The organism is Dyella ginsengisoli (genome assembly GCF_044904665.1).
In the GTDB taxonomy this organism is placed as follows: domain Bacteria; phylum Pseudomonadota; class Gammaproteobacteria; order Xanthomonadales; family Rhodanobacteraceae; genus Dyella_A; species Dyella_A ginsengisoli.
Genome location: NZ_JADIKM010000001.1, coordinates 135,904 through 160,907 on the forward strand (window position 1 = coordinate 135,904; position 25,004 = coordinate 160,907).

23 protein-coding genes are annotated in these 25,004 nt (G+C 70.0%); 10 read left to right on the forward strand and 13 right to left on the reverse strand.

The features are described 5' to 3' along the window. Positions 1-79 precede the first annotated feature (79 nt). Positions 80-298, reverse strand: a complete 219-nt coding sequence (locus ISP17_RS00645) for a hypothetical protein (protein WP_404629580.1) — start codon at positions 296-298, stop codon at positions 80-82. A 167-nt stretch (positions 299-465) separates the two neighbouring features. Here ISP17_RS00645 and ISP17_RS00650 point away from each other — a divergent pair, with 167 nt between their 5' ends. From ISP17_RS00650 to ISP17_RS00670, 5 genes are all read left to right on the forward strand, one after another. Beyond that, complete coding sequence (locus ISP17_RS00650; RefSeq protein WP_404629581.1) at positions 466-1,023, forward strand: lipocalin family protein; 558 nt, start codon at positions 466-468, stop codon at positions 1,021-1,023. 65 nt (positions 1,024-1,088) lie between these two features. Further along, positions 1,089-1,910, forward strand: coding sequence for a shikimate dehydrogenase (aroE, locus tag ISP17_RS00655; protein WP_404629582.1), 822 nt, complete (start codon positions 1,089-1,091; stop codon positions 1,908-1,910). Between the two features lie 11 nt (positions 1,911-1,921). Continuing rightward, the gene (locus ISP17_RS00660) at positions 1,922-2,173 is read left to right on the forward strand and encodes a YkgJ family cysteine cluster protein (RefSeq protein WP_404629583.1); all 252 of its coding nucleotides are present in this window, start codon (positions 1,922-1,924) and stop codon (positions 2,171-2,173) included. A gap of 86 nt (positions 2,174-2,259) precedes the next feature. After that, positions 2,260-3,231 carry an energy transducer TonB gene (locus ISP17_RS00665; protein ID WP_404629584.1) on the forward strand — a complete coding sequence of 324 codons (972 nt, stop codon included), beginning with the start codon at positions 2,260-2,262 and terminating at the stop codon, positions 3,229-3,231. 86 nt (positions 3,232-3,317) lie between these two features. Then, positions 3,318-3,833 carry a hypothetical protein gene (locus ISP17_RS00670; RefSeq protein ID WP_404629585.1) on the forward strand — a complete coding sequence of 172 codons (516 nt, stop codon included), beginning with the start codon at positions 3,318-3,320 and terminating at the stop codon, positions 3,831-3,833. 8 nt (positions 3,834-3,841) lie between these two features. Here the strand turns inward: ISP17_RS00670 and ISP17_RS00675 are convergent, their stop codons facing one another. From ISP17_RS00675 to ISP17_RS00685, 3 genes are all read right to left on the reverse strand, one after another. Then, a complete protein-coding gene (locus ISP17_RS00675) occupies positions 3,842-4,171 on the reverse strand; it encodes a low molecular weight protein tyrosine phosphatase family protein (RefSeq protein WP_404629586.1) in 330 nt (109 codons plus the stop codon). Then, positions 4,168-4,704, reverse strand: a complete 537-nt coding sequence (locus tag ISP17_RS00680; RefSeq protein WP_404629587.1) for a gamma carbonic anhydrase family protein — start codon at positions 4,702-4,704, stop codon at positions 4,168-4,170. Before ISP17_RS00680 ends, ISP17_RS00675 begins: the two co-directional genes overlap by 4 nt. Positions 4,705-4,852: 148 nt before the next feature. Beyond that, a complete protein-coding gene (locus tag ISP17_RS00685) occupies positions 4,853-6,586 on the reverse strand; it encodes a patatin-like phospholipase family protein (protein WP_404629588.1) in 1,734 nt (577 codons plus the stop codon). Positions 6,587-6,693: 107 nt separating this feature from the next. On the opposite strand from ISP17_RS00685, the gene ISP17_RS00690 reads away from it, so the two are divergent. From ISP17_RS00690 to ISP17_RS00710, 5 genes are all read left to right on the forward strand, one after another. Next, positions 6,694-8,769 (forward strand): M3 family metallopeptidase, encoded by a 2,076-nt coding sequence (locus ISP17_RS00690; protein WP_404629589.1) that lies wholly within the window; start codon positions 6,694-6,696, stop codon positions 8,767-8,769. Positions 8,770-8,863: 94 nt separating this feature from the next. Then, positions 8,864-10,546 carry a hypothetical protein gene (locus ISP17_RS00695; RefSeq protein WP_404629590.1) on the forward strand — a complete coding sequence of 561 codons (1,683 nt, stop codon included), beginning with the start codon at positions 8,864-8,866 and terminating at the stop codon, positions 10,544-10,546. A 41-nt stretch (positions 10,547-10,587) separates the two neighbouring features. Then, positions 10,588-11,367, forward strand: a complete 780-nt coding sequence (xth, locus tag ISP17_RS00700) for an exodeoxyribonuclease III (protein ID WP_404629591.1) — start codon at positions 10,588-10,590, stop codon at positions 11,365-11,367. 5 nt (positions 11,368-11,372) lie between these two features. Then, a complete protein-coding gene (locus ISP17_RS00705; RefSeq protein ID WP_404629592.1) occupies positions 11,373-12,053 on the forward strand; it encodes a YecA/YgfB family protein in 681 nt (226 codons plus the stop codon). Between the two features lie 625 nt (positions 12,054-12,678). Beyond that, complete coding sequence (locus ISP17_RS00710; protein WP_404629593.1) at positions 12,679-13,512, forward strand: pirin family protein; 834 nt, start codon at positions 12,679-12,681, stop codon at positions 13,510-13,512. A gap of 96 nt (positions 13,513-13,608) precedes the next feature. Here the strand turns inward: ISP17_RS00710 and ISP17_RS00715 are convergent, their stop codons facing one another. The 9 genes from ISP17_RS00715 to ISP17_RS00755 form a co-directional block, all read right to left on the reverse strand. Further along, positions 13,609-14,133, reverse strand: coding sequence for a gluconokinase (locus ISP17_RS00715; RefSeq protein ID WP_404629594.1), 525 nt, complete (start codon positions 14,131-14,133; stop codon positions 13,609-13,611). Positions 14,134-14,141: 8 nt separating this feature from the next. Continuing rightward, positions 14,142-14,387, reverse strand: coding sequence for a hypothetical protein (locus ISP17_RS00720; RefSeq protein ID WP_404629595.1), 246 nt, complete (start codon positions 14,385-14,387; stop codon positions 14,142-14,144). Then, positions 14,384-15,205 (reverse strand): carbohydrate ABC transporter permease, encoded by an 822-nt coding sequence (locus tag ISP17_RS00725; protein ID WP_404629596.1) that lies wholly within the window; start codon positions 15,203-15,205, stop codon positions 14,384-14,386. Before ISP17_RS00725 ends, ISP17_RS00720 begins: the two co-directional genes overlap by 4 nt. Then, complete coding sequence (locus tag ISP17_RS00730; RefSeq protein WP_404629597.1) at positions 15,202-16,092, reverse strand: carbohydrate ABC transporter permease; 891 nt, start codon at positions 16,090-16,092, stop codon at positions 15,202-15,204. The genes ISP17_RS00725 and ISP17_RS00730 overlap by 4 nt, the downstream gene beginning before the upstream one ends. Beyond that, entirely contained in the window at positions 16,089-17,387 is a 1,299-nt protein-coding gene (locus ISP17_RS00735; protein ID WP_404631379.1) for an extracellular solute-binding protein, read from the reverse strand. Before ISP17_RS00735 ends, ISP17_RS00730 begins: the two co-directional genes overlap by 4 nt. Positions 17,388-17,395: 8 nt before the next feature. Further along, positions 17,396-18,880, reverse strand: coding sequence for a glucoamylase family protein (locus ISP17_RS00740; RefSeq protein WP_404629598.1), 1,485 nt, complete (start codon positions 18,878-18,880; stop codon positions 17,396-17,398). 108 nt (positions 18,881-18,988) lie between these two features. Then, positions 18,989-20,521: a tryptophan halogenase family protein gene (locus ISP17_RS00745; protein ID WP_404629599.1), complete on the reverse strand. Its 1,533-nt coding sequence runs from the start codon at positions 20,519-20,521 to the stop codon at positions 18,989-18,991. 90 nt (positions 20,522-20,611) lie between these two features. Then, positions 20,612-23,629 carry a TonB-dependent receptor gene (locus ISP17_RS00750; protein WP_404629600.1) on the reverse strand — a complete coding sequence of 1,006 codons (3,018 nt, stop codon included), beginning with the start codon at positions 23,627-23,629 and terminating at the stop codon, positions 20,612-20,614. Positions 23,630-23,664: 35 nt separating this feature from the next. Beyond that, positions 23,665-24,702 carry a LacI family DNA-binding transcriptional regulator gene (locus ISP17_RS00755; protein WP_404629601.1) on the reverse strand — a complete coding sequence of 346 codons (1,038 nt, stop codon included), beginning with the start codon at positions 24,700-24,702 and terminating at the stop codon, positions 23,665-23,667. Positions 24,703-25,004: the final 302 nt, after the last annotated feature.

Here is a 25,004-nt window from a genome sequence, read left to right on the forward strand (position 1 = left end):
GATCAGGAACAGCGCCACTTTTAGCACAGATGCCGCCGTCCGCCGCGTGCGGTACGGCCTGCGGCGGACGGTCGATCGCTCAGCCGGCGCGCAGGCGCAGGCCGAGCAGGGCGCTGACTGGTGCCAGTACCAGCCAGAACGTCGGCGACCAGCCCGACTCCAGGGTATGCGCGGGCACCGGCGTCAGCGCCAGCGCGAACAGCCCCACGCCCAGCCAGCACAGGCCGATGGCGGCGACCCACTGGGTGAACGGCGAGGCGTGGGCGAGCGGGAACGACGGCAGCGAACGACGGGACATGGCGAGCTCCGGCAACGGGCGTGAGTGCAGGCGCCGAGCTTCCGCGGCCCGCGTCTCAGCGGCTGCGATGGCCCGCGACGGCGGCTTTCACGGCGCGGACTGCATCATTCCGCGCGGCCGCTCCGTACCCGTGGGTACCCGCCCGTCGTTGCCCTCGAGGACCCGCCATGAAACCCCGCTTCACCGCCCTGCTCACCCTGCTCGTCGTCGCCCTGCTCGGCGGCTGCGCCAGCCAGCCGCCGCTGCGCCAGGCGAAAGACGTCGACCTCGCCCGCTACATGGGCACCTGGTACGTGATCGGTCACGTGCCGTACTTTGCCGAAAAGGGCGACGTGGCCACCGCCGACGAGTACCGCCTCAAGCCTGACGGCGACATCGCGGTCACCTACCACTACCGCAAGGGCTTCGATGCACCGGAGAAGACCTGGGCCGGCAAGGCCTGGCTGCCCGATCCGGCCGACACCGCGCACTGGAAGGTGCAGCTGGTGTGGCCGTTGCGCTCGGACTACGTGATCGTGGACCTCGCGCCCGACTACCGCTCGGTGCTGATCGGCCTGCCCTCGCGCAAGCTCATGTGGATCATGGCGCGCGAGCGCCAGCTGCCCGCCGCCGAGTACCAGAGGCTGCTCGCCGTGGCCAAGGCCGAGGGCTTTCCGGTCGACCAGGTGCGCAAGGTGCCGCAGCGGTGTGAAGACCTCGGCCAGGCGGGCTTCGAGCAGCCCTGATTCCGGGCGGAGCGGCGCCACGGCGCGGGTAGAATGTGCGGTCATCCACCAGCAGGAACCGCGTCATGACCGACCGCCGCTACGCCGTGTTTGGCCATCCGATCGGCCACTCGCAGTCGCCGCGCATCCACCGCGCGTTCGGCGAGCAATTCGGCCTGGCGGTGGACTACCGCGCCATCGACGCCGCGCCGGCGGATTTCCCCGAGGCGGTGCGCGATTTCTTCGCCGACGCCGGCCATGGCGCCAACGTCACGCTGCCGCACAAGGCCGCGGCGTTGGCACTGGCCGACACCGCCAGCGAGGCGGCCCACCGCGCCGGCACCGCCAACGTGCTGACCCGGCTGGACGACGGCCGTCTCGCCGCGCACAACACCGACGGCGCCGGCCTGGTGCGCGACCTCACCGAGCGCCACCGCGTCGACCTGCGCGGCCACGACGCGCTGCTGCTCGGTGCAGGCGGCGCGGCGCGCGGCGTGGCTTGGTCGCTGCTGGACGCCGGCGTGCAGAGTCTCACCATCGTCAACCGCAGTCCCGGCCCGGCCGACGCGCTGGCCGACGCCATCGGCGAGCCCGAGCGCGTGCACACGCGCTACTGGAGCGACCTGGCGGACATCGGCAGCTACAACCTGATCCTCAACGCCACCTCGGCCGGCGTGCTCGGCGCCGCGCTCGAGCTGCCCGGCGCCATCGTCGGCAGCCGCGCGCTCTGCTACGACCTCAGCTACGGCCAGGCCGCGATCGCCTTCCTCGCCTGGGCGCAGAGCGCCGGCGCGCTGTTCGCCTTCGACGGCCTGGGCATGCTGGTGGAGACCGCCGCCGACGCCTTCGAGCTGTGGCACGGCCGACGACCGGACACCGATCCGGTGTACGCCGCGCTGCGCGGCTGAGGCGCGCGCCGATGGACTGCCGCGTCGGCTGCGGCGCCTGCTGCATCGCCCCGTCGATCAGCACGCCGATTCCCGGCATGCCGCACGGCAAGCCCGCCGGCGTGCGCTGCGTGCAGCTGGATGACGCCAACCGCTGCCGCCTGTTCGGCCAGCCCGATCGCCCCGCGGTGTGCGCCAGCCTGCGTCCGGAGCCGGCGATGTGCGGCACCGACCGCGCGCACGCGCTGGCCTGGCTTGGTGCGCTGGAGGCGGCCACCCGCTGAGCGCACTGCGACGCCACGCGAGCGCAACATCGGCTCATTAGTCTGGCGCGCCGCCGGCGGCTGGCCGGTGCTTCGATGTCGTGCCCATGCTCCCCGAGTCCCGCCCGTTCCCGCGCGCGCGTCAGCGCGGCGACTTCCGCGTCGCCCTCGCGATCACGCTGATCCTGCTCGCCTGCGGCGGCGCCCTGACCTGGGCGTGGTGGCAGCGCACGCGTGCCGAGGACGTCGCCACCAAACCGGCGACCACCGGTTCGATCGTCCGCGCCGATGCGCCGCCCACCGCGCCACGCTCCGTCGAGCAGCTGCTGGGCGAAGCGCGCGCCGCGGTCGCCGCGCAGCAGCTGGTGGCGCCGACCGGGCAGAGCGCGTTCGAGCGCTACCTCGCGGTGCTCGCGCAGCAGCCGTCCAACAGCGTCGCCAGCGACGCGCTGCGCGAACTGTTCCCGTTCGCCGCCGAACAGGTCGGCGCCACCATCCGCGCCGGGCAGCTCGACGAGGCGCAGCGCCAGCTCGACCTGCTCGCCCGCGCCGATCCGGCGAACTACACGCTGACCCTGCTGCGCGGCCAGCTTGCCGATCAGCACCAGCGCGCGCTCGCCGCCGCGGCCGTCGCGGCCGCGCCAGCGCAGGCTCCGGCAAGGACGCCGGCGAGCCGCGAACCGGTGGCCGCCGCCGCGCCCGCGCCCGCGCCCGCGCCGGAGCAGGCGCCGGCCGCGGCTCCGCTCGTTGCGGCGGCGGTAGCCGCCCCGCCCGCGGCGACATCCGCACCCGCACCCGCGCCGAGCGTGCCCGCCACCGCGCCGGTGCTGCAGCGCCGGGTCGAGCCGTACTACCCGCAGGAGGCGCGGCGCAGCCGTCGCGAAGGCTGGGTGCAAGTGCAGTTCACCGTGCAGCCGGACGGGCACGTGGACGCGGTCAAGGTGCTGCAGTCCAAGCCGGGCAGCGTGTTCGACCTGGCCGCCACCACGGCCGTGCAGCGCTGGGTGTTCGCGCCGGCCACGCGCAACGGCCAGCCGGTGGCGGTGAGCCTGCGCCAGCGGCTGGACTTCCGCCTGTAACCGGATCGCGCCTGGCGTCACCGGCCTGACACGCGCGCCGGTCACCATGCGCGGCCCGTCCCCGCGCGTTTTATCGAGTAGCCCCCATGCGTCTGCCCGATCCGTCCCTGCGCCGTCCGCTCCGTTGGTCGATCGCCACGCTCAGCCTGCTCGTCGGCCTCGCCGGTTGCAGCCGCCACGAGGCCGCCACGCCCGACGCGTCCACGGGTGGCGATCAGGACGGCGTGGGCATCCTGCTCAACCTCGCCGACCAGGCGCTGGCCGAGCATCGGCTGGTGGCGCCGGCCGGTGCCAACGCGTACGAGTTCTATCTCAGCGTGCTGGAGCTCGATCCCGCCAATGCGGTGGCGCGCCAGCACCTGGGCGAGCAGATGCCCGACGCGATGGCCGCGGTGGAACAGGCAATCAACGCGCGCCAGCTCGACGAGGCCGAACGCGAATTGCGCCTGCTGCGCGAGGCGGACAGCGACAACTTCACGTTGTCGCTACTGGCCGGCAAGCTCGACGCACAGCGCATGATCGTGGTGCGCGAGGACGAGGCGCGCGCTGCCGCGATTCGGGCGAAGGCGGAAGCCGCCGAGGAAGCCGCGGCCGCCCGCTGAACAACGCCTCAGCGCAGCAGCGGACCGACACGCTGCTCCAGCAGCGCCACCAGTTCGGGCTGCATGAACGCGTAGCGGTCGGGAATGTCGATGCTGACCACGCGCTTGCCGCCGAGCCGGGAGCCGAAGCGTTGGCGCAGTCGCCTGGCATGGCGCGCCTCCATCACTACCACGAGATCGGCCCAGTCCAGCTGGGCGGGATCGAGCGGTGTCTCCGCGTCGTCGGCCAGGCCGGCCGAGTCGACTTCCAGCCCGGGCCAGGCGGCGAATACAGCCGCCGCCGTGGGACTGCGCAAGCGGTGCCGGCTGCACAGGAACAGCACGCGCCGGGGCGTCATCCAGCCTCGGCCAGGTAGCCGTCCTTGATCCGCACGTAGTGGTCGGCGGAGTAGTGCATCTGCTCGACCTGCCGGTCGCTCAGCAGGCGTACGCACCTGGCCGGGTTGCCCAGCCACAGCTCCCGCTCGCCGACCACCTTGCCCGGCGGGATCAGGCTGCCGGCGCCGACGAAGCCGTACTTCCTCACCACCGCGCCGTCGAGCACGGTGGCGTGCATGCCGATCAGGCAGTAGTCCTCGATGGTGCAGGCGTGGATCACCGCGCCGTGGCCGACCGTGACGCCCTCGCCAATCACCGTGGGAAAGCCGCCCGGCGAGTACGGGCCGTCGTGGGTGACGTGCACCACGGCGCCGTCCTGCACGTTGCTGCGCGCGCCCACGCGGATGAAGTGCACGTCGCCGCGCAGCACCGCGCCGGGCCAGATCGAGACGTCGTCAGCCAGCTCGACGCGGCCGATCACCGTGGCTGCCGCATCGACGTAGACGCGCTGGCCGAGCGCGGGGGTGTGGCCCTGGTAGGTGCGGATGCTCATGCGGCCATTCTAGGAGCGAGGAGTGAGTGAAGAGGAGTGAGGAGTGAGAGAGAGCAAGAGCGTCCGGGGATGCCCGGACACGCCGCGTTGAGTAGCGAGAGAGATGGCGGCCTCCGCACAGGTGGCGCCGCCCGCAGCGGCCCTCCTCTCACTCCTCACTCCTCTCCACTCCACTCACTCCTCGCTCCTTCTCCAGCATCTCGACCGTCGCCCGATATCCGGCCTCGATCGCTCGCCGCCAGTCCTTCCAGTCGAGCACGCCGACGTGGTCGAGCGATGGGGTCACCAGCCGATGGGCCAGCGCGCGGCGTTCCAGCGCGGCGGCCTCGCCGCTGACCATGCCGGCGCGCACCAGGCTGGAAACCAGCCCCGGCCGACGCCCGCGCTGGAAGGCCAGGCGCCACAGGGGCGGCGTCATCGCCTCGTCGACCGCGGCGCGCAGAGTGATCTCGGCGCGGATGTCCAGCGCGGTGATGTGCGCCAGCCCGTCGGCGGCCATCACGTCGGTGGGCAGGTTGTTCACCAGCGCGCCGTCCACCAGCACCTCGCCACCGTGCAGTACCGGCGGCAGCACGCCGGGAATCGCGCTGGACGCGCGTAACGCTCGCCACAGCGGGCCGTGCCGCTGCACGCACTGGCCGGCGCCGGACAGGCTGGTGGCGACGCAGAAGAACGGCAGCGGCAGATCCTCGATCGCCAGCGCGCCGAAGGTATCGCGCAGCGTGCGCGTGGCCCGCGCGCCGCGGGTCAGCGCCACGATCGGCAGCGTCCAGTCCGACAGCAGCCGCCCGCGCAGGAACGCGTTCACGCAGCGCGCCTGCCATTCGTCGATGGCCCAACCCGCGGCTACGCCGGCACCGACGATGGCGCCGATGCTGCTGCCGCCGACCGCGTCGAACTGATGCCCGGCTTCGGCCAATGCGCGCAACGCACCCAGGTGCGCCAGCCCGCGCGCGCCGCCGCCGGCCAGCACCAAGCCGCGGCCGTGGCCGCTGACCAGCCGCGCCACGCGTGCCATGTCGGCCGCGCGGCAGACGTGGTGGTGCATCAGCGCGCCACTGAACTGGCCGCGCCAGCGCGCGGTGCAGCCCAGCGCCACCTGGTGGCCGGGATGCACCAGCAGCAGGTGCCGCGGCCGGTGCCGCGCCACTGCCGGATGCGCCAGATCCGGCCACGGCCGCGCCGCCTCGCTGGCCCGCGCCGCCGGCAGCAGCACGTCGGCCTGGCGCAGGCAGCGCTGGCGCCAGGCGTCGTCGCGACCCTCGTCGAGGTAGATCACGAAGCGCACCTGCGCCTCGCGCTCGGCGAACCACTCCGCGCCACGCCCGCGGCCCTGCTGCGCGTCGAGTACCAGGCTGCTGCCGTAGGGTTCCAGCGCGCGCGCCAGCTGTATCGCCAGCGTGCGCGCGGGCACCGACGGCTCGGCCGGCAGCAGGGCGAAGGTGCGTGGCGTGCCGGGCCGGTCGTCCTCGCGGACCCGCGGCTGCAGTCGCGCCACGGTGTCGCGTGCCAACCGCAGCAGCAGATCCGGATGCCGACGCAGCAGCGCCTCGAACGCAGCGCGATCCAGCCGCAGCAGCTCGCTGTCGCGCAGGGCGCGCACGGTGCGGTGGCGGGCGTCGCCGCCGAGCAGGCTGGTTTCGCCCACGCTCATGCCGGCGCCGATCTGCTGCACCAGGCGGGTCGGTCCATCGAACACGCCGAGGCTGCCGCTGACCAGCAGGTACAGCGCGTCGGCCGGCTCGCCGGCCTTGAACAGCGGCCGCCCGCCGGGCAGGCCGAACGGCACCAGGTCGTCGGCCAGCGCGTGGCGCGTCGGCTCGTCCAGCCCGGCGAACAGCGGGTGATTCAGCAGGAGCAGGTGGGCGGCGGCGCGGGCCATCGCGCCGATGCTAGGCGGGCGATGTGACAGAACCGCGCCGCAGCCCGCACCGCCGCTTGATTTCGCCCCACGCGGTCGCCACGCTGGTCCACCACGTAGGAGATCCCATGGCTTCCGATACCGCCCCCACCGGCAACCCCCTGCTGTCCGACGCGCCGCTGCCGCCGTTCTCGGCGATCCGCCCCGAGCACGTGGGTCCGGCGGTCGACACGCTGCTGGCCGACTACCGCGCCGCCATCGCCGCGATGACCGCGGCTGACGCGCCGCGCGATTTCGCCACGGTGATGCTGGGCCAGGAGCGGCTGGAGCAGCGGCTGGCGCGCGCGTGGGCGCCGGTCGGCCACCTGCATTCGGTGGCCGACACCCCGGCGCTGCGCGAGGCCTACGGTCCGGCCGAGGAAAAGCTCACCGACCACGCGCTGGAGCTGGGCCAGAACCGCGACCTCTACGCCGCCGTGCAGGCACTGGCCGACGCGCCGGACTTCGCCGCGCTGCCGCGTGCGGAGCGTTCGCTGGTCGAGCATGCGCTGCGCGACTTCCGCCTGTCCGGCGTGGCGCTGGAGGAGCCGGCGCGCAGCCGCTTCCGCGAGATCGGCGTGGCGCTGTCCAAGCTGTCCACCGAGTTCTCCAACGCCGTGCTGGACGCCACGGACGCCTGGCACGAGCACATCACCGACGAGCGCGACCTCGCCGGCGTGCCCGAGTCCGGCCGCGCGGTGCTGCGCCAGTACGCCAGGGAGCAGGAGCTGGAGGGGTTCCTGGTCACGCTCAAGCAGCCCAGCGTGCAGGCGGTGCTCAGCTACGCCGACAAGCGCGAGCTGCGCGAGCGCGTGTACTGGGCCTACCAGACGCGCGCCTCCGACCAGGGCCCGCATGCGGGCAAGTACGACAACAGCGCGCGCATCGAACAGATCATGGCGCTGCGCCACGAGGCGGCGCAGCTGCTGGGCTTCGCCAACGCCGCCGAGGAGTCGTTGGCCACCAAGATGGCCTCCTCGCCGGACGAGGTGCTCAGCTTCCTGCGTGACCTCGCCGCGCGCGCCAAGCCGGTCGCCAGGCAGGAGCTGGACGCGCTGCGCACGTTCGCCAGCGAGCAGCTCAAGCTCGACAATCTCGAACCCTGGGACATCACCTACGCCGCGGAAAAACTGCGCCAGCAGCAGTACGCGCTGGACGAGGAGCAGCTCAAGCCGTACTTCCCGCTGCCGGCGGTGATCGACGGCCTGTGGGCGATCACCCGCAAGCTCTACGGCATTGATCTCGCGCCGCGCGACGGCGTCGATGTATGGCATCCGGACGTGCGCTACTACGACGTGAAGGACGCCGACGGCCGCGTGTTCGCCGGCGCCTACGTCGACCTCTATGCGCGCAGCGGCAAGCGCGGCGGCGCGTGGATGGACGTGTGCCGCGCGCGCTTCGACGACGGCGATACGAAGCAGCTGCCGGTGGCCTTCCTCACCTGCAACTTCGCGCCGCCCACCGAGGGCAAGCCGGCGCTGCTCACCCACGACGACGTGCTCACGATGTTCCACGAGTTCGGTCACGGCCTGCACCACCTGCTGACCGAGGTGAGCCTGCCCTCGATCGGCGGCATCGACGGCGTGGAGTGGGACGCGGTGGAACTGCCCAGCCAGTTCATGGAGAACTTCGGCTGGAACCGCGAGGCGCTGGACCTGTTCGCGCGCCACTGGCAGACCGGCGAACGCCTGCCGGAAGAACTGTTCCAGCGCATGCTCGCCGCACGGCATTTCCACGCCGGCCTGTTCCTGGTGCGCCAGCTCGAATTCGCGCTGTTCGATTTCCTCCTGCACCGCGACTACGACCCGGCCCAGGGCGCGCGTCCGATGGCCGTACTGGAGCAGGTGCGCAAGGAAGTGGCGGTGCTGCACCCGCCGGCATGGCAGCGCTTCCCGCACGCCTTCAGCCACATCTTTGCGGGCGGCTACGCGGCCGGCTACTACAGCTACCTGTGGGCGGAACTGCTCAGCGCCGACGCCTTCGGCGCGTTCGAGGAGGCGTCCACCCGCAGCGGCAGCGTGATCGACGCCGACACCGGCGCCCGCTTCCGCAGCGAGGTGCTGGCCGTGGGCGCCAGCCGCCCGGCGCTGGAAAGCTTCGTCGCCTTCCGCGGCCGCAAGCCCGAGCCGGAAGCGCTGCTGCGCAGCCACGGCCTGATCGCCTGAGTCGAAGGTCATGGGGCCTTCGTGACCTCTGGGGCGTGTGCGGTGACGTACACGCCCTTTTCAATGGTCGCTCCGCACCCACCGGATGCCGCCGATGAAACGTCTGCTTATCGCGCTTGCCGCCACGGTCGCGCTGGCGAGCGTTCGCGCCCGCGCCGGCTGCGTGCCGGTGGACGTGCGCTACGACGCCGGCACGCACGCGGTCGATGCCTTCGTCACCCTTCCGGCGGGCGTGGACACGCTGAGCATGACCGACCTGGCGCCATATCGCCGGACCAGGCTGTGGACCTCGCCGGACGGATCGGCGCGGATCGGCGAGACCACGCTGTCACCGGCGAGGCCCGGTCAACGCACGCTGCACCTGCGCATGGACGTGAGCGCCGACGCGCCGATCGAGGACGGCGCCTACCCGCCGTACCTGCGCTTCACCGATGGCACCGTGGCGGTATACACACCGCTGTTCCTGGCCGCCGACACGGCGACGTCGCTGTGCCCGCGCTGGCAGCCTTCACGCGGCGACCAGGTGATCGGCTACGGCCGCGCGCAACGCGCGCCGCTGGCCAGTGACATGGCGCAGCCGGAGGGCTATGTCGCGTTCGGTCATCCTGATGTGCTGCGTCACGGTGCCCTGATGCTGGTGAGTGATCGCGGCACGCCGACGTGGATCCGCCGGCGCATCGCCGCCCAGGTGCCGGCGCTGGTCGATCTGTACACACGCACCATGGGGCCGGCATCGGTGCCGATGTTGTTCGTCTTCAACCGGCCCACGCCGCGCGGCGCCCGCGACTACAAGGGCGATCACCTTCCTGCGGCGATCGCGCTCGGCCTCTACGGGGACGCCTGGAAACAGGTCGACCGCGCCACGGCCGACCAGCTCACCGGCTTCCTCGCGCACGAGCTCTTCCACAGCTGGGACAGCGACGCCACGCTGGGTTCGCCCGAAGGAGAGGCGCTCCTGGCCAAGGAGGGCGGCGCCGAGCTGGCGCGGATCTTCGCCACGGCGCAGGTGCTGGGGCAGTCGCGCCAGGAAATGTGGAACGCGGTGGCGCGCTCGTACAACGCCTGCCTGCTGGCGCTGCCGCACGACGCGGGCATCGCCGCCACCCTCGCTGCGCATCCGCAGCCCGGCCAGATGCCCTACGACTGCGGTGCCGCGCTGATGTCCGCGCTGGCGCTGGCGGCCGATCCGGCCGATCCGGCGCGCGGCTATTTCGGATTGTGGCGGCGACTGCGCCAAGCCCATTTGCGCGATCGACAGCCGGGATACCAGTGGCAGGATTTGATGCCGGCGAGCCTTGCGCCATCGGTGCGCGCGGGCCTGATGGACGCGGTGACCAGCCCGGGCGCCTTCGCGCCTCGCCTGGTGGAGGCATGGACAGCGCTGGGCGTGCGCGTGCAACACGAGACCGTGCTAGACGCCGACACCCGCCGCGCCTATCTCGGCAAGGTGATGTTCCACCTGATGGCGAGCGATTGCGGCGGCATGGTCAGTTTCGGCAACAACCCCGACGGCATCCGGCTGGATCAGCCACTGCCGCGCTGCAAGGCCTTGCGACCGGGCGCCAAGGTGGTGTCGATCGGCGGCCGCTCGCTGGCACAGGGCGATCCGTTGGCCATCGTCGCGCAGGTCGCCGCGACATGCCGGAGCCGGGGCGACGTGGTGATCGGCTATGCCGCCGAGGACGGCAAGCCAGCACCATCTCCATCGCAAGTCCGCTGCAGCTCACCGTTGCCGTCGCTGCCCGCGCCGGTGCACCTGGCAGCACCCGACGCCTGAGCCGCGGAGCGACACCGGCGCCGCTCCCTTACAATGCGCCGATGAAGATCGCCAGCTGGAACGTCAACTCGCTCAACGTGCGCCTGCCGCATCTCACCCAGTGGCTGGCCGATGCGCAGCCCGACGTGGTGGCGCTGCAGGAAACCAAGCTGGAGGACGCCAAGTTTCCGGTCGACGCACTCGCCGCCGCCGGCTACCGCGCGGTGTATGCGGGGCAGAAGACCTACAACGGCGTGGCGCTGCTGGCGCGGGCGGATACCCAGCCGGCGTTCGCCGACGTGGTCACCGACATTCCCGGGCTGGACGATCCGCAGCGGCGCATCCTCGCCGCCACCGTCGGCGAGCTGCGCGTGGTCGACCTGTACGTGGTCAACGGCAAGGCGGTGGGCGACGAGAAGTACGCCTACAAGCTGGACTGGATGGCCCGCGTGCGCGAGTTCCTCGCCGCCGAGCTGGAGCGCCATCCGAACCTGGTGGTGCTGGGCGACTTCAACATCTGCCCGGACGATCGCGACGTCTACGATCCGGTCGCCTGGGGCGAGGACATCCTGTGCTCGCCGCCCGAGCGCGCCGCGCTGAAGGCGATCACCGAGCTCGGCCTGCACGACAGCTTCCGCCTGTTCGAAACCGACGCCGGCCACTTCAGCTGGTGGGACTACCGGCAGGCGGCGTTCCGGCGCAACATGGGCCTGCGCATCGACCTGATCCTCATCGGCGAGGCGCTCAAGCCGCGCGCGCGCGCCGCCACCATCGACCGCGAACCGCGCCGCTGGGAGCGGCCATCCGACCACACGCCGGTGACGCTGGACCTGGACATCTGACACCCATGAACACCTCTTCCAACGATTGGCCCAGCTCGCTCGACGACAGCGAACTGGATGAACTGGACCGCTACCTGCGCGCGCATGCCGAGGACGACAGTCTGCTGCTCGACGGCGTGCACGGCCTGCTCTCCGCGCTGGCGGTCGGCCCGATGCTGGTGACGCCCGAGGAGTGGCTGCCCGAAGTGCTGCACCACCCGTTCGCCGACGAAGACGAAGGCAACCGCGTGCTCGCCCTGCTGGCCAAGCTCAACGACTCGATCGAGGCCGAGCTGGACGTCGACGCCTACGAGCCGATCCTCGGCGAGATCGACACCGACATGGGTCCGGCGCTCAGCGCCGCCGGCTGGTGCGAGGGCTTCAGCCGCGGCATCGACCTGCGCGCCGGGCTGTGGGAGAAGCGCCTGGCCGAAGACCCGGAGCTGATGGAACTGCTTGGCCCGGTGATGGCGCTGGCCGTGGACGAGGGCATCCTCAACGCCGATGCCGAGTTCGAGAAGCTCAGCGACGACGAATACGACGAATGCCTGTCGCAGGTGCCGGCGGTGCTCGGCGCGGTGAGCCAGTACTGGCAGGAGCACCCGGCCACCGAGGCCGAACTCGACGCCCAGGTCCAGGCCCTCGCCGCCGACAGCGAAGAAGCCGCCGCGCCGCCGCGGCATCGCAGCGGGCACTGGGTGCATTGAGGAATCAGCGGCGGGCGAGCCGACGACAGACGTGGTCTCGCCAGTGCAGCCGGCCGGGCTTGCTGCGCACCGCTTGATGCACGCGGCTCGCCGGAGGCGCTTTCCCGGGCCTCCCGTGGGTGATGCCGGGCCGCGTGGTGCCGTCCCGATTCCGCCCTCGTCTTCCCGCGGCTCTCAACAGACGAACGTCTGGCCACGCGGGAATCCATCTGCTTCTCGCCGTTGAGAGCGACTCCCCGCATGATCAGCCGGCTGCTGGAGGGAGGCATCTCGCGGGCGTGACGGCTCAAGGGGGCCGCGCGGATTGACGGCACTGGTCGGTTCCGCACCCCTCCTTGAACCGCGCGGCGATCTCCCGACACGCCTCGCGCGGGCCATCCGGTCATCCCTGACTTTCGACGCGTGGGGGTGGCCATCTCCATGCATGCGCATCATCATCATCCAGCGCTGTCGAAGCATTCGATCAGGGTGGCCGCCGGGCGCGGGGTGACGGCTGGCGTCTGCGCTCGTTGAACGTTGCGCGGCACCGTCGTTGCCACTGCCGAACAATCCGTTCCCGACGGCGCGCTTGGCTTCGACGCCAAGCGCGATCATCTTGGGTGCCTCAATCCACCGGAGCACTGTCATGACCGAGCGTCGCATCTTCCGCCGTATCCGCGGCACGGACACCGCCGACGGCGCGGGGGTGAAGCTCAAGCGCGTCATCGGCCAGCCCGCGCTGGACATGCTCGACCCGTTCCTGCTGCTGGACGAGTTTCGCTCCGACCAGGCCGACGACTACATCGCCGGCTTCCCCGAGCATCCGCACCGCGGCTTCGAAACGGTGACGTACATGCTGGCCGGCCACATGCAGCACGGCGACAACCACGGCAACCGCGGCGACCTCGGCCCCGGCAGCGTGCAGTGGATGACCGCCGGTCGCGGCATCCTGCATTCGGAAATGCCGCAGCAGGAGAATGGCCTGATGTGGGGTTTCCAGCTGTGGGTGAACCTGCCGGCGAAGGACAAGATGACCGCCCCGCGCTACCAGGACATCGCGCCGGAAAAGATCCCCGTGGTGCGTCCGGCCGATGGCGTCGAGGCCCGCGTGATCGCCGGCGACTTCGGCGGCGCCAGCGGCCCGGTGAGCGGCATCGCCACCGCGCCGATCTACCTGGATCTCGCCGTGCAGCCGGGTGCCTCGGTCACCGTGCCGCTGCCGGAAGGGCACAGCGCGTTCGCCTACGTGTTCGAGGGCGAGTCGGCGCAGGTCGCCGGCGAAACGCTTTCGCGCAGCGAGCTGGCGGTGTTGACCAAGGGCGAGTCGGTGACCATCGCCGGCGGCGATGCGCCTGCGCGCGTGCTGCTGGTCGCCGGCCAGCCGCTGAAGGAGCCGGTCGCCCGCTACGGCCCCTTCGTGATGAACACCGCCGAGCAGATCCACGAGGCGATCGCCGACTTCCGCGCCGGCAGGTTCTAACGCCATCCGCATTGCGCCGATAGGAGCCCGCTCCCGGGGGATGCACCTGGCTTTGATGTCGATTCAGAGCGAAGAGCATCGCCCGCGAGCGGGCTCCTACCCCGGTGAGGTCAGCCATCCGAGGACGCGTCGCAGGTTTTCCTCCAGCGGCAGGGTGCCATCGACGATGCAGGCGGCTTCATCCTGGCCCGGGGGCTCCAGCGTGGCCAGCTGGCTGTCCAGCAGCGCCACCGGCATGAAATGCCGGCGCGAGCGCATGCGTTGCTCCAGCTCCGCGCGAGGCACCTCCAGATACACGAAGCGCACCACGCCGCCGGCCGCGCGCAGGCGGTCGCGATAACGCCGGCGCAGCGCCGAGCAGGCGACCACGCCGGGCTCGCCGTCGTCGCCGCGTTTGGCCATCCAGACGGCCACGGCGTTGAGCCACGCGCGGCGATCGTCGTCGTCCAGTGCGATGCCGGCGGCCATCTTGCGGCGGTTGGCGGGCGGATGCAGGTCGTCGGCATCCAGAAAGCGCGCATGCATGACTTTGGCCAGCGTGGCACCGAAGGTGCTCTTGCCGCTGCCGGACACGCCCATCACCACAATCACGCCGCCAGCGGGCACGGACACAGCTGCCATGCTCGCCATCAAGGCTGCCGGAACGCCGTCTCGGCCGCTGCGCCAGCGCCGCGGCGTGCGCGCTCGTCTGCCGGGCCGCTGTTGGCGTCAGCACCGGACAGCCCGGCCTGGCGCAGCTGTGGCCGCGTGGCAGACGCAGCTGGTGCCGGCGACCGGCCACCGAACATCGCCAGGGCACCGAGCAGCGCGAACCACAGCAGCATCCAGGCCAGCCGGTAACGCAGCGGCAGCCGCGGAAAGCCCGTCGTGTTCATCGCTTCACGCTGCCCAGCAGCAGGCCCTGCAGGTAGTAGCGCTGCAGCGCCAGGAACAGCGCCAGCACCGGCAGTACGGTGATCACCGCGCCGGCCATCATCAGTTCGGTGTCGCGCGCGTGCTCGCGCGCCAGCGAGGCCAGGCCGATCGGCAGCGTGTAGTGGTCCTGCCCGGTCAGCACGATCAGCGGCCACATGAAGTCGTTCCACGCGGTGAGGAAGGTGACGATCGCCAGCGTCACCACGATCGGCTTGAGCAGCGGCAGCACGATCTGCACGAAGATGCGCGCCTCGCCGGCGCCGTCGAGGCGTGCGGCCTCCAGCAGTTCGCGCGGAATGCCGCGCGCGTACTGGCGCACCAGGAAAATGCCGAACACGCTGGCCAGCGCCGGCAGCACCACGCCGGCATAGCTGTTCACCAGCCCCAGGTATTTCAGCAGCAGGAACAATGGCAGCATCGCCACCTGCGCGGGAATCACCAGCGCGCCCAGCAGCCCCTTGAACAGCGCCGCGCGACCGCGGAAGCGCAGTTTGGCGAACGCATAGCCGGCCATCAGGTTGCATGCCAGCGACAGCAGCGTGATGGAACTTGCCACCGCCAGGCTGTTGGCGAGATAGCGACCCATGCCCGCGCGCACGAACAGCGTGCGGTAGTTCTCCAGCGTGGCGTGCGCGGGCCACAGCGGCGGCGGCAACGTGCCCGACTCGCCCGGGTGCATGAACGACACCGACACCATCCACGCCAGCGGAAACAGCGCCACCGCGGTGCCGGCGAGCAGCAGGCCGTTGACGACCACCCGGGCGATGCGCGGGCTCATGCCGGCTCGCTCTCGGACGGGTCGCGCCGCGCCAGCCGCAGCATCAGCGCGGTCACTGCGAACATCACGATGAACAACGCGAACGCCACCGCCGAGGCCGAGCCCAGGTTCCACCAGGTGAAGCCCTCGTCGTACATCAGGTAGAGCACGCTCACCGTGCTCTGCAGCGGGCCGCCCTCGGTGATCACGTAGGGTTCGGCGAACAGCTGGAAGTAGCCCGACACGGTGAGGATCGCCACCATCAGCAGCGTCGGTCGCAGCATCGGCACGGTGATGTGGCGGAACTGCCGCCACGGCGAGGCGCCGTCGATGCGCGCGGCCTCGTACAGCGCCGAAGGGATCGCCTGCAGCCCGGCGAGGAAGATGATCATGTTGTAGCCGAAGTTCTTCCACACCGCGAAAAGGATGATGGTGGGCATCGCCCAGTGCGGATCGCCCAGCCAGTCCACCGGGTGCACGCCCAGCGCGTCGAGCAGCGCGTTCACCACGCCGTACTTGGTGTTGAACAGGTAGCGCCAGATGATTGCCACCGCCACCACGGTGGTCACCACCGGCGCGAACAGCGCGGTGCGGAAGAGCGCCTGCGCACGCGCCAGCGGCGAATTCAGCAGCAGCGCGCCGCCCAGCGACACCGCCATCGACAGCGGCACCGCCACCGCCACGAAGTACACCGTGTGGCCCAGCGCCGCCCAGAACAGCGGGCGCTGCAGCAGCGCGAGGTAGTTGTGCAGGCCGACGAAGCGCACGTTGTGCGGATCGGCCAGCGCGTACAGGTCGTAGTCGGTGAAGCTCAGCACCAGCGCACCGAGCACCGGCAGCGCGAAGAACACGCCGATCACCATCAGCGCGGGCGCCAGGAACAGCCAGGCGGTGCGCGGTGGATTCATCGCGCACCCTCGCGACGGGCCAGCACCCAGCGGCGCTTTTCCAGGATCGCGTCGACACGCTTGTCCAGTTCCGCGCAGGCCTGGTCGACGGTCAGCTCGCCGGCGATTACCCGCGCGGCCACCAGCTGCATCTCGTTGGCGATGCGCTCCCACTCGGGCACCGGTGGCGTCGGCTTGACGTGCTCCAGCTGCTCGCGAAACGCGCGCGCCTGGGCATCGCGGCTCAGCTCGCCGCCGTCCCAGGCGCTGCGTCGCGGCGGCATGTCGCCCACCAGCGCGTAGAAGCGCCGCTGCACCTGCGGCTGCGAGAGGTATTCGATCAGCGCCCAGGCCGCGTCCTTGTGCGCCGAGTGGCGGAACACCACCAGGCTGGCGCCGCCGGCCGCGCCGGCGCCGGGGCCGTCCGGCCCGGGCAGGCGCGCGGTCGACCAGCGCGCCTGCTGGTCCGCCGGTAGCCGGGAGCGGAACTCGCCGATGTTCCACGGCCCGGACAGATAGAACGCATACACGCCGCGGCCGAACTCCTCCCACGGATTGCCGGCCACCACGTTGCTGATCGCCGGCGCCTGCTGCTCGCGGAAGGTATCGACGTAGAAGCGCAGCGCGCGCTTGAAACCGGCGCTCTCGAAGTTGCCGTAGCGGTTGCCGTCGCGCAGCAGCGGGTCGGGCTGCTCCAGTGCCAGCGACATCAGCTGCTCGTACTCGTTGGTGGGCAGCAGGATGCCGTAGCGGTGTGCGGCCGGATCGCTCAGCGCCGCAAGCATGCGGCGCCATTCGGCCCAGTCGCGCGGCGGGTGGTCGAAACCGGCCGCCTTGAGCAGGTCGACGCGATAGAACAGCAGCCGCGTGTCGACGTACCACGGCACACCGTAGAGCCGGCCGTCGATCACGTTGGTGGCCCAGATGCTGTCGAAGTAGTCGCCCGGCACCACGCTGGTCGAGCCGCGCGCGCGCGCGTCCAGCGGCTCCACCGCATTCAGCGCGACCATCTCCGGCAGCCAGGTGTTGCCCAGCTGCATCATGTCCGGCATCGAGCCGCCGGCGTAGGCGGTGAGCAGCTTCTGGTGCGCGGCGCTCAGCGGCAGCTGCTGCACGCTGACCTTGATGTCCGGATGCGCCCGCTCGAACGCGGGCAGCAGCGCCTGCACCGCCTCACCCTCGGGGCCGAAGGTCCAGAAGCTGAGGGTTTGCGTCGATGCCTCGCGATGATCGCAGCCGGCCAGCGCGCCAGCGCCCAGCACCGCCACCAGCAGCACGCCGAGCGCGAGCCGGTATTGCCGGGCGCGCGGGCGCACCCGGGTGCTCACGGGGCGGCCGGCTCCGGCGTCGCCAGCCAGCCACCGCGAAAGCCCGCGCGCTGCAGGCCCCGGCGGATGTACGGATTCTTTCTCATCACGTTCCATACGAAGCCGCTGCGCCAGTTCTCGATCATCAGCAGGATCGGGCCCTGGTCGATACCCAGTTGCTCGGTGTCGACCCAGCCCAGCTCGGGCACCAGTTTGCCCGTACGCAACGTGGTGCGGGTGTGGAAGCTGGGGTTGAACGCATCGACGAAGCCGTAGCGGTCGTAGATGGATTTGCCGTAGCGCTGCTTCATCTCGGCCAGCGCGGGGATCACGATCTCCGGCGCGAAGGCGATCGAGCCGCCGGCGGCGGTCGGTGCGATGGTGCCATCGTCGGAGATGTAGTCCAGCCCGGCACCACGCGCGGTGTAGCCTTCGAACTTCTTCTCGCCCTGCGCGCTCTTCACCACGAAGCCGCCGGGACCGTTGCTGGCGGTCAGGCCCCACACGTTCTTGCCGTAGCCGGTCCAGCCGCCGGGGTTGGCGATGGCGTAGTTGCGCTGGCTGTAGGTGGCGCGGCGGCCGTTCTCGAAGTAGTCGAGGTTGTGCCGGCGGTTCCAGTCGTCGCGGATGCCGCGGAAATCCACCCAAGACTCGGTGTACTGGTGGCCGAACAGCGGCGCGAAGTTGAGGAAGGTCTGCCCGTAGAAGCTGCCCCAGGTGGTGTCGTTGGTGGATGACCACGCCTTCCAGGCCACCGGATCGACCGGGTGCGTGGGCGAACCCAGCGCCAGAATGTAGACCAGCTTGCCCTCGTTGTAGCCCTTCCAGTCGGCGGGGATGAACTTGCCACCGGGCGTCCAGCCCATCGAGATGAGCGGCGGGCGCGCCTGCATCCACGGCCACTCGACCGCGCGGTAGATCGCGTCGGCCAGCGCGCGGATCTGTTCCTCCTCCGGCGTGGCGCGGTCGTAGTAGGACTGCGCGAACAGCACGCCACCGAGCAGCAGCGTGGTGTCCACGCTGGACAGCTCGGTCCAGCGCCCTTCGCGCTTGCCGGTCTGCATGTCGAGGAAGTGGTAGAAGAAGCCGTGATAGCCGGCCGCGTCATCCTCGCTGGCGTTCTGCGGCGCGTCGTGGAAGAACTTCAGCGTGGCCAGCGTGCGTGCCACCGCCTGCTCGCGCGTGATGTAGCCGCGCTCCACGCCGATGCCGTAGGCGGTAAGGCCGAAGCCCACCGCGGCGATGCTCGAGAACGACTCGCCCGGGTAGTGGTCCGGCACCATGCCGGTGGTCGGGTCGGCGCTGTCCCAGAACCAGCGGAAGGTGCGCTGCTCCAGGTCGTCGACCATCGCCTGCTGGGCGGCGGTGGGTTGGTAGGTGCCCGATACCGCCGCAGTCGCGGACCTGGTGTCGGCGCGCGTGGTGGCGGGCAGTGTGCCGACGAGCACCAGCAAGGCCGAGAGACACGTGATGCAGAGATTTTTCAGGACAGCAGGACGCATGCGGGGACAGGCTCGTGTGGCTGGCGGGGAGAGCGGGCCGATGGCACTGGCCCGTGCGCCGCGGGGACGGCGCGGCGGCGGCGCCAAAGCACGCGCCGCGGAAACGGATCAGGCGGCCATCGGTGCACCGACCGGCGGCGCCTGGCAGTAGCGTGCGATGAAGGCCTCGTGCGCGGGCATGGCCTCCACGCAGTCGGCGATCACGCGCTGCACGTGCTGCATGAAAGCCTTGAGCTCGGCCGGCGCGAGCTGGTCGACCAGCGGGTGGTAGCCCTGCGGCACGATGCCTTGGCCGATCATCACCTGCACCCAGCTCACCAGCGCGAACATCTCTTCGCCCTCGCGGAAGAAGCGCCCGCTGTCGCGGAAAAGCGCGATGTTGTCCTTCAGCGAGGCGGGGATGTCCATGGTGCGGCACTGGTTCCAGAACGGCGTGTCGCTGCGCTGGGTGGCGTGGTAATGCAGGATCAGGAAGTCGCGGATGCGCTCGCATTCGAAGCGCGTCTGCGCGTTGTAGCGGTCGATCAGCACCGGGCTGAAGCCCTGCCGCGGAAACAGGTTGAGCAGTCGCGAGATGCCCGACTGGATCAGGAAGATGCTGGTCGATTCCAGCGGCTCCATGAAACCGCTGGCCAGGCCCAGCGCAACCACGTTGCGATCCCACGTCTTGCGGCGCAGGCCGGTGGTGAAGCGCAGCGGCCGCGGGTCGCCCAGCGCCTTGCCGTCGAGGTTGGCCAGCAAGGTGATGGCCGCCTCGTCATCGCTGATTTGCGCGCTTGAATACACGTGGCCGTTGCCGGTGCGGTGCTGCAGCGGAATGCGCCACTGCCAGCCGGCGGCGCGGGCGGTGGAGCGGGTGTACGAGGTGGGCGGGCCGACCTTCTCACAGGCCACCGCCAGCGCGCGGTCGCAGGGCAGCCAGTGCGTCCAGTCGTCGTAACCGGCGTGCAGCGTCTGCTCGATCAGCAGGCCGCGGAAGCCCGAGCAGTCGATGAACAGTTCGCCCTCGATCGCCTCGCCACTCTCCAGCACTACGGCCTGCACGAAGCCGTCCTCGGCGCGTTGGCGCACCTGCGCGATCTTGCCCTCGGTACGGCGCACACCGCGTGCCTCGGCGTATTCGCGCAGAAGCTTCGCGTACAGGCCGGAGTCGAAGTGGTAGGCGTAGGCGATGTTCGCCAGCGGCGAGCTGGCCGGCGCGTCGCTGGCCGAGGCCATGAACTTGCCGCGTGGCGCGGCAAGCGTGTTGAGCGAGTACTCGCCCAGGTCCGCCGCCATACCCAGCTGGGCGGCGCGGGTCCAGTACTGGTGGAACGGCAGCAGGCCGAGCATGCGGCCCAGGTCGCCGAAGCCGTGAATGTAGGAGTCGCCAAGCTGCCCCCAGTCGTTGAACTGGATGCCCAGCTTGAACGTGCCCTGCACGCGACGGACGAACTCGATCTCGTCGATCCCGAGCAGGTTGTTGAACAGCTTCAAGTGCGGCACGGTCGCCTCACCCACGCCGACGGTACCGATCTCCTCGGACTCCACCAGCCGGATCGCGTAGTCAGGCCCGAGCACCTTGGCGAATGCCGCCGCGGCCATCCAGCCGGCGGTGCCGCCGCCCACGATCACGATGTTCTTGATGCGCGAATCGCTCATGCAGCACCCGCTGAAAAAAAGTCGGCGCGGCGATCGCCGCGCCGGGGAGGAAAAGCGGCACCCGCAGGCGCGGGGTACCGCCGTGACCGACTAGAACTTCATGCCCACTTCGAACTTGAAGGTGCGCGGCACGAAGGTGATGTTGCCGGTGGTGTTGTACACCGTGGTCAGCTGGACCGGATTCGGCCCGGCGCTGAAGATCACGTCCGAATAGTTGCGGAAGTTGAAGACGTTCAGCACGTCGAAGCGCCCGTACAGCGTCACCCCGTGGCCCAGATCGAAATCCTTGGTGGCCTGGAAATCCACGTCGCGGTAGCCGAAGAACTTGCCGCCCACCAGGAACCTCCCGCTTGCCTGCGGCGTGCCGGCCGCTGGCGTGCAGTGGCTGCCGGTCGGGAAGGTGTACGTTCCGTAGCAGGCGGTCGTGTTGCCGGGCGTCGGCGTGGCCAGCGTGAGCTTGGCCGACATGGTGATGCCCCACGGTCCGTCGATCACGCCGGTGGCGACGAGGCGGTGGCGTGGCGCCGCGTTGGAGTCGATGAACGGATAGTTGCCGAGCGTGGCCTCGTCGAACGAGTAGTGCTCGTTGATGTCGCGGTTCTGCGTGGCGCTGGTGTAGGTGTAGGCAAACGTGGCGCCCCAACCCGACTCCTTGTCGTACGGCTTGTTGGCCGACAGCAGCAGCTGGGTGGTGCGCGTCTCGATGCCGTTGTTGCCCACGATCAGCGCGCCGAAGCCCGGCACGCCGTTGCCCCACGGCTGGCTGCCGTTCTGGAAGAAATCGCCGTTCGGATAGCGATTGCCCAGGGTGAAGCCGAAGCCGTCGTAGCTGAGCACGCGGGCCACCGTGGCGTCGGTCTGCCACTCGCCGATGCGGTTGGACATGCCGATGCTGAACTGGTCCGAATGCGGCGCCTTCAGGTTGTTGTTGAGGATGTCCACCTCGGTGCCGGCGTTGCTCGCCTGCAGCAGGTTCTGCAGGTTGGGCAGGCCGTTGAGGTAGGCCGGGTCCCAGTCAAAGCAGGGCGCCGCGTTGCGATAGCACGCGCCGGTGTTCGGATCGCGGAAGTTCACCGTGAACTGCGGCAGCGCGGCCTTGGTGGTTTCCAGCTGCAGGTAGTCGAACAGGTTGCGGTCGTAGGCGCGGCCGGCACCGCCGTGGATCACGTGCGCCTCGTCGCCGTCGAGGTCGTAGGAGAAGCCCAGCCGCGGCTGCCACTCGCCCTTGAAGTTCTTCCGGTTGTGGCCGTTGCTGATGTAGTCGTTGAGGTTGATGCCGCCCAGCGCCAGGCTCTGCGCGTAGGTCTGGCCGGCCGGGCCGTTGGGGTCCTGCGAGTTGAACGCGTCGATCACGTTCTGCGGCGTGACGAAGCCGGTATAGGCCGGGTTCTTCTCGTAGTCCCAGCGCACGCCCAGGTTAAGCGTGAGCTTGTCGTTGACCGCCCAGTCGTCCTGCACGTAGACGCCGAACTGCTTGGCCTTGGTGGTCACCGTGGGGCTCAGGCCCAGGCCGGTGACCGGCTTGGTGAAGAACGCCTTGTACGGAATGGCGCCGACGCCGGCGCTGGTGACGTTGTAGTAGAACTGCGGGTTGATGTCCTGGGCATCGGCCGCCTTGAGCGTGATGTCCTTGACCTTGAAGCCGGTCTTGATGACGTGGTCGCCGTTCCACTCCAGGTCGTTGAAGGTCAGGTCGTCCTGGATCGACGGGCCCTTCTGGCCCTTGTTCTGGGTTGCCAGCGGGTTGGCCGAACCCACGTGCACGATGGTCGGATCGTCGTTGCCGTTGGCAAAGGTGTAGATCGAGCCGTTGCCGAGATTGGCCGCCACCGGTGCGTTGAACGCGTCCTCGTGGGTGAACAGCAGCTCGTTGAAATACGCCTCGCCGCTGTGCTGCCAGCGCAGCACGTAGCGCTTGTCGTCGTTCTTGGTGTTGTACGAGGCCGAGGCCGCGTCCACGCCGCCCACGCCGCCGACCTGCTTCTCCTTGCGGATCTGCGCGCTCAGCTCGAAGCGGTCGCGATCGGTCGGTTCCCAGTCGATCTTGCCGAAGTACAGGTTCTCCTCGAACGGCAGGTTGGCGGGGCCGAGCTGGGCCGACACGTCGGCGGGAAGGTACGGCACGCCGCCGGCGGCGTTCGGATCGGCCACCACGGTGATCGGCGTGTTGAAGCGCTTCGCCTCATAGGTGGCGAAGAAGTGCATCTTGTCCTTGATGATCGGGCCGCCGATGGCGAAGCCGTATTCCTTCTCTTTGGACGAGGTCTTCTTGTCGGCTTGCTCTTCGGCCGGGGTCTTCTCGCGGAACGAGTCGTTGGTGTAGCGGCCGAACACCTCGCCGTGGAATTCGTTGGTGCCCGACTTGGTCTGCGCCGTCACCGCGGCCGAGGAGATCTGGTCGTATTCGGCCTTGTAGTTGGAGGTGATGACCTTGTACTCGCCGATCGCCAGCTGCGGGAACGGATTACCCTGGCTGCCGATCTGGCCGCTGATGCCGCCTTCCTTCACGTAGCTCTTCTGGCCCACGCCGTCGATGTAGACGTTGGTGGAGCTCTTGTTCTGCGCGCCGCCGCGCAGCGTGGTGTTGCCGTTCGAGCTGACCTCGAAAATCATGCCCGGCACGGTGTCCGCGAATTCCAGGAAGTTGCGCGAGATCTGCGGGATGGTGTCTATCTGATGCAGCGAGATGGTGCCGCCCACTTCGGGCGTCTTCACTTCCTGCAGCGTGGTGGCCGACACGGTGACGCCGCCGAGGTTGGTGGCGTTGGCCGCCGACGGTGCCTCGCTGGCCGCGACCAGGTTGAGCGTGGCGGTGGAAGCCACCGTCAGGGTGACCGTCTGCTGGGTGCCTGCACCGGCATCCACCTGGTAGGTGCCCGGCTGCAGGCCGGTCAGCGTGTAGCTGCCATCGGCACTGGCCGTGGTGCGGCGAGTGGTGCCGGTGGCGGGATTGAACGCGGTGACCTGTGCGTTGGCGGGTGCCTTGCCGCGCAGGGTGGCGTAGGCGGACTGGCTCCATGCCGTCGTGGGCGCCGCACCGATCGCCACCACGGTGGTGGCGATGACGCTGGCGAGCAGTTTCTTCTTCAATTGCAGTGGAGCCTTCATGACGACCCTCCCAAAGGGATGTTGCTGATGTGCCCTCAGCGGGCTTTCTTGGTTGATGACTGGCTGTGCGGACGCGCGCCGCAGCTGTCGCGTACCACCACCTCGCAGCCGAGCGTGTCGGCTGAAGGTGCGATGGCCTGGTCCGATGCCTCCAGCAGCGCGGCCAGTCGCTCCAGCGCACTGCGCCCCAGGTCCACGATGCGCACGCGCACCGTGGTCAGTGCCGGGGTGACGTAACGGGTAATCGGAATGTCGTCGAAGCCGGCCAGCGCGATGTCGCGCGGCACGTCGAGGCCGGCTTCCTGAAATGCGTAGAGGCAGCCGATCGCCATCATGTCGTTGCCGGCGAACACCGCCTGCGGGCGCGTGCCCGTGGCGAGCAGTTCGCGGCCGGCGCGGTAGCCCGACTCCTCGGTGAACTCGCCGGCTACCACCCGCACCGGCGTGCCGGGGGCAAATTCGGCCATGGCGGCGCGATAGCCGTGCTCGCGCTGCGTGGCATCGAAGTTGCCTTCGGGGCCGGTGATGAACGCGATCTGCCGATGCCCGGCGTCGACGAGATGGCGCACCATGGCGCGCGCGCCGCCCTGGTTGTCGATGTTGAGCACGCTGTAATGGGGGCTGCGCACCGCGCTGTTGAGCAGCACGGTGGGAAGCCCCTCGGGCAGGTTGGCGTGCAGGAATTTCTGATCGGCGCGTGAGGACAGGATCAGCATGCCGTCGACACGACCGCGCATGGCGCGCAGTGCGGCGGCGGCCTCTTCGACACCGTCGTGCGCGCTCGACACCAGCAGGTGCAGGCCGCGGGCGCGGGCGGCCAGGTCGATGCCGCGGATCAATTCGGAGAAGAACTCGCCGTACAGGTCCGGCAGCAGCGCGCCGATGGTGTGGGTGCGGCGGGTGATCAGGCTGCGCGCGGCGCTGTGCGGCACGTAGCGCAGTCGGTTGGCGACGGCGCGGATGCGCTGCTCGGTTTCGGCGGTGACGCCGCCGCTGCCGTTCAAGGCGCGCGACACGGAGGCCACGGACACGCCGGCCTCCCGCGCCACATCTTTGATGGTCACTGTCGTCACGTTTCCGCCCTTGGATGCGCCCCGGGACCCCGGCGCTGGGCGGAACGTAAACGTTTTCATCGAGCCTTGTAAAGCTTTTGCAAAACAGATGTTTGCTGCGCTGCGCAAGGGTTTGCCCGAAGCGGAGGAAACGTTTTCAGCGGGCCCGCGAGGCCATGCGCTTTGCGTCGAACCCGCCGCCGAGGGGCACCCTCATGCAGTGCAGCAAGCGCCGGTGCCGGGCAGGAGCCGCCGCGGTCGCCACGACGGCTCAAGTGCGCTGCACCGTGGCCGATGAACCCTCATCGGGCCGCCCGCTCGAA